Raw genomic sequence first — 12,962 nt, 5'->3', positions numbered from 1 at the left:
CAAAACAAATATAGCAATAATCGGGGAAGGGAGACGGCGCTACCTACTCCTTTTCTTGCACGGTGGAGTTGTAGGGTACCAGCTTCAGCTCCCCGCTTTCGTATTCGGCAAGGAATATATCTGCAGCAGACTCATATCCCATCTTTTGCAGCTCCTCGGCGAGCCACTCTTCGGTGCGGTCTACGTCATCCAGCACGCTGGTCTGTACGATGCCATCTGTGATGACAGGGTACTTGGGGTTCTCCTCGCCTTTCAGGACGATGATGAGCTCTCCATTCTGCTCGAAGACAGCTCGCTTCACGTCGCGGATGTGGTAGACCCCCTCGCGGCGTAGCTTGAATGCTACTTCGTTCGCTGTGATCTTAGCCTTGCGGCAGGCCTCTACATCAAGGACCCCGTGCTTGATGAGGACAACAGGAGCGCCATCGATGAATCTCTTGATGCTATGGTTCTTCGTCTTGAGTCGTCGCAGGCCGATGATGAGGGAGGCCCAGATCGCGAGGACGGCTGCAAACTGGAGGATCGAGATGGCTGGGCTATAGATGATCCCACCGATGATACCCCCGAGGACATAGTTCTGCACCTGGTCTATCGCAGAGGTTGGTGCTAGATTGCCCTTGCCAGACTTGTTGATGACGAGGACAATGGCAAGTAAGCCCAGGAGTAGCTTCAGGAAGACATTCAGATAGAAGAGGTCATCCGACTGGAGGTAGGAAAGTGCTGTCATATTATATGAATGAGGTGAGATTGATTAGACTGCTGTTAGAATGAGATGTCGAGGCCGGCATCGACTACATTGTAGTCCTTACGTATGTCTACGATGGGGTCTGTATCATAGATCAGGCGGTAGGCGCCTCGTATCCCGATGGTGGGCGTGATGTTGTACTTGAGGTCGACGGCACCTCCGAAGCGGGCCTTCTTGAAGTACGTGTCGGGAGTCGCTTGATGGATGGCGGTCGTCGTGAGCTCCCAGTGCTCGCCGATCTTATTCCGCATGCTGAGCGAGAGATGGCTCTTGATGCGGTGGCTGTAGGCATACTTGGGGCCATTTGCAGCGGGCATCGGGCGCTCCCACTCTTCGTATTCGTAGAATAAACCCAGTGTAGCGAACATAAGGGTCGTGGAGGAATTCAGCAGACGATAGCGCGACTGAATCCCCGTAGAGAACTTAAAGGCCATGCCTCTACTGGCCGCCCACTGGGATTCCGCAAAGGGGTAGACCTCAAAGGCATGGTCCAGCAGGTAGCGGAATTCAGCATGGATATACCCACCACTGAGGGTCACTTTCTTACCGTAGGTGGAGAACTCAAACTTATTTATGAGGTTGATCACTCGGCTACGCTTGATGAGCAGGTTGATATTGGCGCTATTGCGTAAGGTGAATACCTCCTCCTTCTCGGTCTGGAAGTTGAGAGAAGGGCTGATCGTCCCCTGGAGTGTCTTCGTGCTATCGATGCTCATCGTCATATTCTCAGAGAAAAGCATCTGTGCCGACACGTGGATGGGTGCGAGTAGTATGGCCAGTAGATAGAGTAATCGCTTCATATAGGATCTATTGTTCGTTCGTCTTTTGACGCTGCAAAAGTAGAAAAAAAGTGTATGTGGATTTAGCGGAGCGATATACCCAATATATAGGGAGATAGCTGGCGTCAAAAATCGCCGTGATCGCTTGATGAATATATACGTGGGGAGGCTTGGTGTGAAGCGGGCTACTCCATCACCATCTTCTTATTCGACGTGGGGGAGACGACGATGCGAGTACGACGGTCGTCGTAGGTGGGCGCGAAGAAGTTGAAGCGCGGCTGCGTATACTCGGTATGGATGCCGAGGAGATCTACGAGAGCGTGTGTGAGCAGATCCGAGAGGATCCGCTTATCCCGCTGACGGCTGATCTGGCGCCAGAGGTCGGGGCGCTCCTCACGGAGCTGTGGGGAGAAGTAGACGAAGAGCGGGATCTCGACCGCACGGGGCACAAGGGCATGGCCCATCAGCTCGGGGTAGTCTTCGTCGAAGAGCGCATCGCCGTGGTCGGAGAGGTAGATGACGAGGGCGTTCTCCTCGCGGTAGCGCTCTATGATCTCGTGGATGATGTAGTCGGTATAGAGAAGGCTATTGATGTAGGCTGATATGACCAGATCCTTAGCTTCTCCCTTGTGGATGGGTAGGCTATCGGATGTGAACTTGTTGAATGCTTGGGGGTATCGCTCTTTGTAGGTCATGTGCGAACCCATAAGGTGAACGATCTGGAAGAGTCCTCTGGGGGAGCTCATTCGGAGACTATCTGATAGGTCTCGATGATGAAGGAGAAAGGGGAGTATGACTTCATCAAACAAGTCGGGGCGATTTGCTACACCTTCTCCGCCCAGTCCTTTGAAGAAGGCTGGATTGCCCGTGAGGATATCTGCCTGTCTACCCAGCAGGTTAGACATCGAGTACTTACCTGTGATTTCTTGATTTGCGATCCAGGCTGTAGCATACCCTGCTTGGCGAAGCACATTAATAATCGAAGGGAACTTATACCAGGGCTTTTCGCCTTGCTCCTGAGTGTAGAAGGTCAGTGAACGCGTATTGGAGAGGATCGTTGCTGAGGCTGGCGAGACAACATTGGAGAATGGTATAAGCTCCTGAGCCTGAATTAGACTGTCTGCATAGGGGGTGTTCTGCAGAGGATAGCCATAGCAGTGCATACTGCTACGACGGGCTGATTCTCCGAGGATGAGGATGATGTTGAGTGGAGCCTTAGATATGGGGTTAATGACGACGCTATTGAGCTTGTGCTGGGAGCGGCGTATCATATCCAGCTCTGCAGCGATATGCTTCATCGCTTTGTGAGCACTAAGGGTATTGAAGATCGTGCGATCAATACCAGCGTATTCGAGTCCTCCGAAGTTGTAATGCCGACGACATAGACGGAGGTTACTATAGATGTTTTCGAGACCCACGAAGAGGGAGAGAAGTGTAATCGTAAGGCTGCAGCACAGGGTGATGCAGGAGGGATACTTCTTCCTGAAGACGAGGGATACTACGAAGGCGATGACGACGGCAGGCGTGAGCTGGCAGAGCACGCGGAGTGCTTGCTCGGCGGTGATGCTGTCGAGGAATTCACTGCCCTCGCGCCAGTTGGTCGAGAGCATGATCTGCGCCAAGTCCATGTTGTAGGTCACATGGTAGAGCCCGATGAGGTAGAGCTCGTAGGCGGAGAGGGTGAGGACGACGACGGAGAAGAGGAGCCCGAGTGTGCGGGTCAGCCACTTCCATGGAGAGAGGGCGAAGAGGAGGGTCAGGAGGCTCGCCCAGCCCCCGATGCGAAGGAGCTGGCTGAGGACCAGCGGGAGCACTTCGCCCGAGGGGACCTCGGTCTGATAGGGTAGATAAGCCAGTAGCACACGCAGCTGGGCGAGGAAGACTAAGACGAAGAGCCAGAGACGCTCGCTTAGTCGCCTGCCGAGGGCTGCGTGTGCTACTCGGTGAAGTATGGAGGGAAGTCCCCGCATTTATCTGTGCTTACTGAAGAGACGCTGGGCTACCTCGCGAGCTTCCGCGATGATAGCTTCCTGCCCTGGCACGTGCTTGTCGCGCATAAGGATACGCCCATCGACGATGACGGTGTCGATGCAGCTGCTACCCGAGGTAGCATAGACGAGGTTCGACGTGAGGTCATTCAGCGGCACGAGCTCAGGCGTATTGAGGTCGACAAGGCAGACGTCTGCCAGACGGCCCTCTTCGATGCGCCCTGAGTTGAGGTCGAGGATGTCTGCACCGACAGCCGTAGCAGAGGCGAAGATGTCATCAGCCTTGCACGCCGTGCTGTCGAAGCGCCAAGCCTTCCCGAGGAAGGAAGCGAGCTTCATCGCTACGACCATATCGAGGTTGTTCGACGAAGAGCAGCCGTCCGTACCGATACCGATGCGGATGCCACGGCGCTTCATCTCCTCGTACTTGAAGGTGTAGCCGCTGGCGAGCTTCATGTTGGAGGCTGGGTTGTGCACGACGGAGACATTGTGCTTGGCCAGCAGATCCATCTCCTCATCATCTACCCAGACGACGTGCGCCAGTACCAGATGCTCGCTGAGGATGCCGAGCTTCTCGAGGTAGCGCACAGGGCTGAGGCCATGCAGGCGGATACATTCCTCTACCTCGCCCTTGGTCTCAGAGAGGTGCAGGTGGATCTTCACACCGTGCTCGACTGCAAACTGATGGCAGAACTGCAGCTGCTCACCGCTCACCGTATAGATGGCGTGTGGGCCGAGGGTGAAGGTGATGCGGTCGCTGAACTCGCCGAAGCGCTCCATATACTCATAGCTGCGCTTGCGATCCAGTGCAGCACGCTCGGGGTTGCCTTGGTCGAAGAGGGTGTAGGAGAGATGTGCACGTAGCCCCATCTCTTCGACAGCCTTGGCGGTCTCCAGCGGGAGCATGTACATATCGAGGAAGCAGGTCGTGCCCGAGCGTAGCATCTCGAGGCAGGCAAGCTTGGCGCCGACATAGACGTCATGCGGGGTCATCTGTGCCTCGACGGGCCAGATGTAGTCCTCGAGCCACGTCATCAGCGGTAGGTCATCGCCGTAGCCACGGAAGAGCGTCATCGACGCATGGGTATGCGTATTGATGAAGCCGGGGATGATCGCCTTGTCGGTGCCGTCAAGCACCTCCGCTCCTGTGGGAGCGGAGATACCTGGGGCGATACGAGTGATAAGGTTTCCCTCAATGAGGACGTCGGTAGTCGTCGTCCCGTGGAGGACATTCTTTATTAGGATAGAGGTCATAGATATCTATTCGGGGTGAGGAGCCTATCGCTTGGGGTAAATCTTGTAGAACTCGGCGACGGCTTCGATACCCTTGTAGAAGATATCCAGGGGCATATTCTCGTTGGGCGAGTGGATGGCGTTGCTCTCCAGACCGAAGCCCATAAGGATGGTCTTCACGCCGAAGACGCGCTCGAAGGCTGCGATGATGGGGATGCTACCGCCACGACGTACCGCCAGAGGGCGCTTTCCGAAGGCTACTGCGACAGCCTCTTCGGCTGCCTGATAGGCGGGCAGGTCGATGGGGCAGAGGTAGGCTTCGCCGCCGTGCATAGGCGTGACCTTGACGCGGACGTACTTCGGAGCGATGCTCTCGATGTAGTCGATGAAGGCCTGGCTGATCTTGTGGTGGTCTTGGTTGGCTACGAGGCGGCAAGAGACCTTAGCATAGGCCTTGGAGGGAAGGACGGTCTTCGAGCCTTCGCCTTGATAGCCGCCCCAGATGCCGCAGACGTCGAAGGAAGGACGGCAGCTATTACGCTCGAGCGTGTGGTAGCCGACTTCGCCGAAGAGGTCATCGATGTCGAGGAACTTCTTGTACTCCTCTTCGCTGAAGGGGATCTTCGCGATCATCGCGCGCTCTTCATCCGAGAGGGGCACGACGTCATCGTAGAAGTGGGGGATGGTGATACGCCCATCCTTGTCCTGGACCTGAGCGATGAGCTTACAGAGCTCGTTGATGGGGTTAGCGACAGCACCGCCGAAGTGGCCGGAGTGCAGGTCGTGGTTGGCACCCGTGACCTCGATCTGCCAGTAGGCCAGACCGCGCAGGCCCGTGGTGAGCGAAGGCGTCTCGGCGCTGACCATGCTGGTGTCGGAGACGATGATGTTCTCTGCGCGGAGCATCTCGAGGTGCTCACGGCAGAACTGCTCGAGGTGCGTCGAGCCGATCTCTTCTTCACCCTCGAGGAGGAACTTCACATTGCACTCGACGAGACCGAGTGCCAGAGCCGTCTCGAAGCCCTTGATCTGGATCATCGACTGACCCTTGTCGTCGTCAGCACCGCGTGCCCAGATGTGGCCGTCACGTACCTCGGGCTCGAAGGGTTCGCTCTTCCACAGCTCAAGTGGCTCGGGGGGCATGACGTCATAGTGTCCGTAGACGAGGATCGTGGGCTTGGAAGGGTCCTTCTCATAGTGCCCGAAGACGATGGGGTTACCTGCCGTCTGGTAGATCTCTACGGTCTGTACGCCGAGCTTCTTGAGGTGGTCACGCCAGTACTCTGCACAGCGCTGCATGTCGGGCTTGTGCTCGCTCTTGGCGCTGACCGATGGGATGCGGATGAGCTCGAAGAGGTCCTCGAGGAAGCGAGCTTCGTGCTCGCGGATATAATTCTTGATCTGGCTCATAATAGGTATGGGTCCAAGGGGTGAATGTATTTGTATGGGGTAGGGCAAAGGCATGGGAGGGCTCCCGCTTTGCCCTAATAAAGGTAGGAAAAAAGTCTGTCTTGTCTCCGCTACGCCTTGCTTTTCTTCGTCTTGCGTGGGGCTTTGCGGAAGTGGATATCCTCGAGCGTGAAGTAGCGCTTCGAGGGGCGCAGGTGCACCTTGACCTCCTCGATGTGGACGGTGGGGTTGAACTTCTCGCCCTCTTCTACGGCGCGGCACTTGAAGGTGGGCATGAGGTGTCCCAGCCGACCATAGTCGACGATGGCGCCCTCCGAGACGAGGTCGCGCGCGGTGTCTGCAGCGAGGTTGAGGACGCTCTGCACCTCCATGTAGTTGAGGGTAGTATTGCGGGCGACGAGCGAGCAGAAGCGCTCGAAGTCCACCTGGTATCGGCCCGTGAGTCGTGCGACTTGCATGCTTTTACCACGGTGCTTGCCGAAGGTGACTTTCCTCTGGTAGAGGACGTACTGAAGGGTTTTGCTTGTCATAGTACATTGTGTAGTTGGGCGAAGGAGCTGAAGTGCCTGAGATAAGGTACTTGACTTCGCGAGGTTTGTTCCTTGAGCAAAGGTAGTTACTATCGTTAGAATGCGAAATCTCTTTCGGTTAAGTTCGGTGTTTTTATCGCTTGGGATTGCGGATTAATACGTATTAATCCGCAAATTAATACGTATAAAATCCCGACTTAATACGTATTAATTCTCGAGTTTATACGTATAAATCTTTGCCTTCATTCGGTTAATCTTCCAGCTACTACCGCTTGAATGGACGCGAACTCAAGGTAGTTCGCTCGCGAAACTCCTTTGCATTCGTCGTTAAGCTCTACTATTTTGCCCGCCGAGCACCTCTACTTCCTTCACCAAGCTCCTCTCCTTTGCTCTCGAGATGGCTTGTCTCTACGCTATAAGCTGAGCAAGTCGCTACGCTTATGTCCTGATTCTTCTACCTTTGCAAATGGAATTAACAATTTACTCAAGCATGATAATGAAGAAGGCCATCGCCCTATTATTAGCCGTAAGTGCTCTCAGCTCCTGCTCGAAGAGTAAGGATACTCCCGTCGTCCCAACGCCTCCCCTTCCCGCACCTCAGCAGCCAATGGACTACATAGCAAAGATCAAAGAGTTTGTGGTACCCTACAGGATCTACTATGAGGTGAGCTTTACCTATGATAGTCAGAAGCGTTTGACCTCAATGGAGGAGAAGCATATTGGGTCGTCAGCTACGAAAGTCGTGAATACTAAGATGATCTATTCTGCTCAGACGATTACCATGGTACGAGAGGAGAATAAGCTCGAAGATAATCTGAAAAAGCCTACGGAGTATATCCTGTCTCTTGATGCTAATGGGAGGGCTAAGAAGCTGGTCACGAAGAGATACGTAGAAAAAGATATATCCGCGGACGGTGTATCTGTCGAAACCGTAGAGGACTATATCTATGATAGTAAAGGGGCTCTCACGGGGTATAAGCCCGCCATCCGCCAACGAGCGACCTTAGCGTGGCTGAATGGTAATATGACGTCGTTTGCCTACAGCATACCTTCGAATACAGATATCGAAAAGAGAGAATATACTACCATCGCCAATCGTATCTATCCTGACCTCAACATCTTTCAGAAGGTCCTGGGACTATTAAATAGTCGTGTAGGCTACCTCTGGTCTGATAGATTAGGTCTGCGCTCTGCGAACCTCGTCTCTCGTATTCATCAAGATTATAAAACTTATCCAAACTCAAGAGTAAACCTGACCTACAGCTACCAGTACAAGCTGGATGCTAAGGGAAGGCCTATTGAGGTCAAGGAGATTACAAGCCCTCGTTCTTCTACGACCTATGTGATTACCTACCTCGAGAAGTAAGTGCAGGCATAGATATCCTTATAGAGACAGTGGGAGGAGCAGATAAGCTTCCTCCCACTGTCTGTATAAGGGCTTCCCGAGAGGCAAGGCTTCCCGAGAGCTGTGAGCGGTAAATACGCTACCTTTACTGCGCTGGGCGAAGGTGTTTGCCTTGCCCCGTCTTCACTATGAATAATCACTTCACAAGCAAATAAGGTATGCTCAAAGAACGTCTAATCATTGCCCTCTGCGCCCTCGGGCTCTTCTCCTGCCAAGGCGGAGGGAAGCAGCAGTCCGAAGATACTTCATCGCACGCCGCTCCCCCCGTCTATCTCGGGACGGTGCCATGTGACGACTGCGAGGGCATCGAACTCTCCATCACCCTCGATGACTCCATACACGCTACCTATATGGGCGAATATGCTGGGCATGTGCGCGACATCAGGAAGGTGACCTATACCGTGAAGGATAGCATCTTGACGCTTAACTCCCTCGACATTCCGGAGCGCTTTGCCCTCGGTGATGGGACCCTGACCATCCTCGATGTCAATGGAAATAAGATCGAGGGAGATCAGTCCTCTCGCTATATCTTGCGTAAGCGCCAGCCCTACAACTTCCTTGGTACGTATACTTTTGCTTCCCCCCAAGAAGGCGACAGCTCCCATCGCACGCTCATGATATTCCACGAAGAAGATAAGTACCTGATCTCCATCTCTGGCTCTCAGCTGCTGGGCAAGGGGCATAGTGACCTGGCCGAGCTGGGGACGCTTCGCCGTGACACGATCTTCGTCCCACTGGGTGAGCCCTCCGAGGGTGTCACGATGTGTATCGCACCCAGCCACGATCAGCTGGGCGTCACGGTCTTCACGAAGAAGGACGGTGAGATCCCCTCTCGGGTGGCGTACAGCGATGGCCGAGTCCCTATGCCTGAGACCTACTACAAGTCCACGGTCACGAAAAATAGCATCGGGGATATCACGAGCGAGATGACACTCGAGGATATCCTCAAGCGTGTACCTACTGCCCAGATTGAGCTGAAGGAGGAGCAGGGAGAGTTCGCCGATGACAAGTACGACGTCTATACGATCTATACACGCTACTTCGAGCCCCTCCTCAGCATCAGCCCGAAGAAGTGCGCAGATATGAAGCAGCGAGTCAATCGTGTGACCGTCCTCAATCCGCTCTTCCATACGGCGCAAGACATCACTACAGCCTCTACCTTTGGGGATATCAAGCAGGCCTATTCGATCACGCGTATCGAGCCCGACATGAAGGATGTCGTCGTCGTGGTAGATGACCTGCGTGCCAGCTTCTCTATCCCGAAGTCGAAGCTCCCCGCTACTTGGTGGGACGAGAAGACGAAGACCGTCAATAGCTCGCAGATCCCCAGCTCGGCACCCATCCGCAACTTTATCCTGTGGTGGGAATAGTCCCTCCGCCCATAAGCCGATGAAGAAAGTAGCTCTGCTCTTATTTACCCTCAGCGCCGTCACGGCTTGCACGAAGGGAAGTCGTACCACTGCCGCCGCTTCATCGCCCACTGAGAAGCCCTACGACTATATCTCCAAGATTGAATACTACTACAACGGGAGTCCCAACAAGGAGTTTGAGATCAGCTTCGACTACGACGATGAGATGCGTCTGACTTCGGTGCGGAGGATCTATGATTGTAGCACGCCCGAGGCCGTCACGACTTGGCACCTCGCCTACACGGACAAGGGCATCAGCGTCACGTGCGATGATCACAAGCTCGAGGCTGGTATCGTGAAGCCTTCGGAGTATCGCTTGTCACTGGATACCGCGGGTCGAGCTTCCCAGCTGGAAGAGACTTACTACACTGCCAATAGACCAGTGCGCTGGAGTGAAGCGGACTACGTCTACGACGGTGATGGGCATCTCACGGGATATAAGTCCTCCCGCTATGGGGAGATGATCCTCGCGTGGCAGGATGGTAATGCGATGCGCTCTACCACCGCCGAAGGAGGACATCCGATCGAGCAGCGGACATTCTCCTCCAAAGCGAACAAAACTTACCCCGACCTCTGCCTTTACTTAGCAGACCTCCGAGGTCGGACGGACGTGCAATTCCTCTGGGGAGATCACATGGGGATGCGTTCGGCGAACTTACCCCGAAGCTTCTCGGCCTCTCTGGGGGACTCGATACCCCCGAGCTATAGTGGCTTCATGTATCGCTACGATAGCAAGGGCCGCCCCCAGGAGGTGGATCGAGCGGATGATACGGGCAAGGTCCTTCGTATCGTCATCACTTACCTTGAGAAGTAAGCACCGCTCCCACACGTATCTATACGACGACACCCCGCAGGGTGACTGCCTCCAGAGAAGGTAAGTCCCTTGCGGGGTGTCGTATGTATGGAGTTAGGCTAAGCCTTAGAGGCGGCGAGCACCGTCGGAGATGACGACGTCGTAGAACTTAGGCTGGATGCCGTACTTGGCTTCGTAGCGCTTCTTGACTTCGGCGATGAAGCTGTCGTGAAGCTCTTCCTTGAGGAGATTGATCGTGCAGCCACCGAAGCCACCGCCCATGACGCGTGAGCCGGTGACACCGAATTCACGAGCGAGATCGTTCAGGAAGTCGAGCTCTTCGCAGCTCACTTCGTAGAGCTTGCTCATACCGTGGTGCGTCTCGTACATCTTCTCACCGACGGTCTGGTAGTCACCCTTGTCGAGGGCTTCGCAGACAGCCAGGACACGCTCGACTTCGCCGATGACGTAGGCAGCACGCTTGTAGTCCTCTTCGCTGACTTCATTCTTCACCTCTTCGAGCTGAGCGAAGGAAGCATCGCGGAGGAACTTGATCTCGGGGTAGCGCTTAGCGAGGACGGCTACGACATTCTCGCAGCTCTCACGACGCTTGTTGTAGGCAGAGCTGGCCAGCTCGTGCTTGACGCAGCTGTCGACGAGCAGTAGACAATAGCCCTTAGGATTGAAGGGGTGCTCTTCGTACTCGAAGCTCTTACAGTCGAGGCGAAGGAGCTTGCCAGCCTTACCGAAGACCGAAGCAAACTGGTCCATGATACCGCACTTCACGCCGCAGTAGTTGTGCTCGGTAGCCTGACCGATCTTCGCCATATCCCACTTAGAGAGACCGAGAGAGAAGAGGTCATCAAGAGCGAAGGCGAAGGTGCTCTCCAGCGCTGCTGACGATGACATCCCTGCGCCCAGCGGTACATTGCCAGCAAAGACCGTGTCGAAGCCTGCGATCTTGCCGCCACGCTTCTGGATCTCACGGCATACACCGAAGATGTAGCGTGCCCAGGACTGGCTGGGGGCATCCTCTTCCTTGAGACCGAACTCAGCCGATTCGCCGAGGTCGAGTGCGAAAGCACGGACGCGGTCCGTACCGTTGGGGCGGATCTCAGCGACCATAGCCTTGTCGATAGCGCCGGGGAAGACGAAGGCGCCGTTGTAGTCGGTGTGCTCACCGATGAGGTTGATACGGCCAGGAGACGTGTAGAGGGTACCGGCTTCGCCGTAGAGAGATGCGAACTTGTCGCGGATAGCTTGTGTATTCATCTGAGGTTTGAAGATATTTGTTTGAAAAGCAGTCCCCCTGACGTATAGTCGTACGAGAGGGGGACTGTGGAGAATCTAAAGAAGTCCGAAGACTAAGGGAGCTGGCGAACCTTGTGACCTACGAGAGCGTAGTAGAGGAGGTAAGCTTCACCGATGAGGACGATGATCCAAGTGAACTGCCAGCCACCGAGGCTGTCTGCGAGGAAGCCTTGTACGAGGGGCAGGATAGCACCACCGACGATACCCATCATCAGGGCACCCGAGCCTGCGGACGTGTACTTACCGAGCTTGTCGATAGCCAGAGAGAAGATAGCACCCCACATGACGGAGTGGAAGAGACCAGCACCTGCGAGGAGGTAAGGATTGTTCAGGATCATACCGCCGAGGACGAGGATACCTGCACCCAGAGAGGTGATGAGGAGCTGCTTGCTGGCGCTGATACCGCTGAGGAAGCTACCACAGAGACGGCCGACGAGCATCAGACCCCAGTAGATGGTAGCCAGAAGAGCTGCATCCGAAGGCTCGAAGTTGAGGCTCTTACCATAGAGGTTGATGTTGTTCCCGATACAGACTTCGACACCAACATACATGAAGATAGCGACGACACCGAGAGCGAGGTGCGAGAAGCTCCATACGCTCTTTTCGAGGACTTCGCCTTCCTTCTTCTCCGTGCTTGCGATCGCGGGGAGGTGGAGCTTAGAGAGCGCTGCGATGAGACCCCCGACGAGGACGATGAGTACGAGGAAGGGGATGTAGAGCGAGCTCAGTGCGATGTCCAGACCGCTCTTACCTGCGAAGATGACCGAAGCCACGAGGATAGGAGCGATGGTAGCCATCGTAGAGTTGGCCGTACCAGCGATAGACTGACGCGTGACACCCGTAGTACCCTTCACGTCACAAGCGACGATGTAGGGGTTCAGCACTGCCTGCAGGAAGGTCATAGCAGAGCCTGCTACGAAGCCAGCCAGAAGGAAGATGTAGTAGGCCACGGGGATGATGACGACGTTAGGATCGGTAGCAGCCTGGAACTTTACGAGGTCTACTGACTCGAAGACATAGGCAGAGAGCTCATACAGTCCGAAGGCAGCGATCAGCCCAAAGAGACCCGTGATGAGGGTATTCTTATAGCCCTTCTTCTCGATGCACTTGGCGCTGGGGATACCCATAGCGAGGTAGCCGAGGAAGAAAGCGAAGGTGATCAGCGTGGTGAGCGCATTGGTGAGCGAGCCCGATTTCTGCAGGAAAGCGGCCTGCATAGGTGCTTGGAACTGCCCGTTCAGGTTCGTGATCAGACCGACGAGGGCCATGAGCACGACCATGATGATGAACGGCACCAGATAGCTCTGAGTCTGTTTCTGTTGTGTCATTGCTTACTGTTTATGTGAATGGATTTTGTTT

At 54.9% G+C, this 12,962-nt stretch carries 11 protein-coding genes; 3 read left to right on the top strand and 8 right to left on the bottom strand.

Going from position 1 to position 12,962, the window contains the following annotated elements:
* Positions 1 to 43: 43 nt before the first annotated feature.
* From IEX77_RS03230 to IEX77_RS03205, 6 genes are all read right to left on the bottom strand, one after another.
* Entirely contained in the window at positions 44 to 727 is a 684-nt protein-coding gene (locus IEX77_RS03230) for a DUF421 domain-containing protein (protein ID WP_060935241.1), read from the bottom strand.
* A 35-nt stretch (positions 728 to 762) separates the two neighbouring features.
* Positions 763 to 1,545, bottom strand: coding sequence for a DUF481 domain-containing protein (locus IEX77_RS03225; RefSeq protein WP_188807674.1), 783 nt, complete (start codon positions 1,543 to 1,545; stop codon positions 763 to 765).
* A 164-nt stretch (positions 1,546 to 1,709) separates the two neighbouring features.
* Positions 1,710 to 3,494: a phosphoethanolamine transferase family protein gene (locus tag IEX77_RS03220; protein WP_188807673.1), complete on the bottom strand. Its 1,785-nt coding sequence runs from the start codon at positions 3,492 to 3,494 to the stop codon at positions 1,710 to 1,712.
* A complete protein-coding gene (locus tag IEX77_RS03215) occupies positions 3,495 to 4,766 on the bottom strand; it encodes an amidohydrolase family protein (protein ID WP_188807672.1) in 1,272 nt (423 codons plus the stop codon).
* A 24-nt stretch (positions 4,767 to 4,790) separates the two neighbouring features.
* Complete coding sequence (locus IEX77_RS03210) at positions 4,791 to 6,155, bottom strand: dipeptidase (protein WP_188807671.1); 1,365 nt, start codon at positions 6,153 to 6,155, stop codon at positions 4,791 to 4,793.
* Positions 6,156 to 6,265: 110 nt separating this feature from the next.
* A complete protein-coding gene (locus IEX77_RS03205; RefSeq protein ID WP_188807670.1) occupies positions 6,266 to 6,685 on the bottom strand; it encodes an HU family DNA-binding protein in 420 nt (139 codons plus the stop codon).
* 466 nt (positions 6,686 to 7,151) lie between these two features.
* Between IEX77_RS03205 and IEX77_RS03200 the strand changes: the two genes are divergently transcribed.
* The 3 genes from IEX77_RS03200 to IEX77_RS03190 all read left to right on the top strand — a co-directional run bounded on the left by IEX77_RS03200 (position 7,152) and on the right by IEX77_RS03190 (position 10,313).
* Entirely contained in the window at positions 7,152 to 8,051 is a 900-nt protein-coding gene (locus tag IEX77_RS03200; RefSeq protein WP_188807669.1) for a DUF4595 domain-containing protein, read from the top strand.
* Positions 8,052 to 8,248: 197 nt separating this feature from the next.
* On the top strand, positions 8,249 to 9,460 hold the full coding sequence (locus IEX77_RS03195) for a copper resistance protein NlpE N-terminal domain-containing protein (protein WP_188807668.1): 1,212 nt from the start codon (positions 8,249 to 8,251) through the stop codon (positions 9,458 to 9,460).
* 19 nt (positions 9,461 to 9,479) lie between these two features.
* Positions 9,480 to 10,313 carry a DUF4595 domain-containing protein gene (locus IEX77_RS03190; protein WP_188807667.1) on the top strand — a complete coding sequence of 278 codons (834 nt, stop codon included), beginning with the start codon at positions 9,480 to 9,482 and terminating at the stop codon, positions 10,311 to 10,313.
* Between the two features lie 105 nt (positions 10,314 to 10,418).
* Here IEX77_RS03190 and galK read toward each other — a convergent pair whose 3' ends face one another.
* Both galK and IEX77_RS03180 read right to left on the bottom strand, forming a co-directional pair.
* Entirely contained in the window at positions 10,419 to 11,564 is a 1,146-nt protein-coding gene (gene galK, locus IEX77_RS03185; RefSeq protein ID WP_188807666.1) for a galactokinase, read from the bottom strand.
* Between the two features lie 92 nt (positions 11,565 to 11,656).
* Positions 11,657 to 12,931, bottom strand: a complete 1,275-nt coding sequence (locus IEX77_RS03180; protein WP_188807665.1) for an MFS transporter — start codon at positions 12,929 to 12,931, stop codon at positions 11,657 to 11,659.
* Between the last annotated feature and the right edge of the window lie 31 nt (positions 12,932 to 12,962).

The sequence above is a fragment of the Porphyromonas pasteri genome (genome assembly GCF_014647755.1).
Classification (GTDB): Bacteria; Bacteroidota; Bacteroidia; order Bacteroidales; family Porphyromonadaceae; genus Porphyromonas; species Porphyromonas pasteri.
The sequence above is the reverse complement of the archived record's forward strand: the minus strand, read 5'-3'. Positions and strand labels throughout refer to the sequence as shown.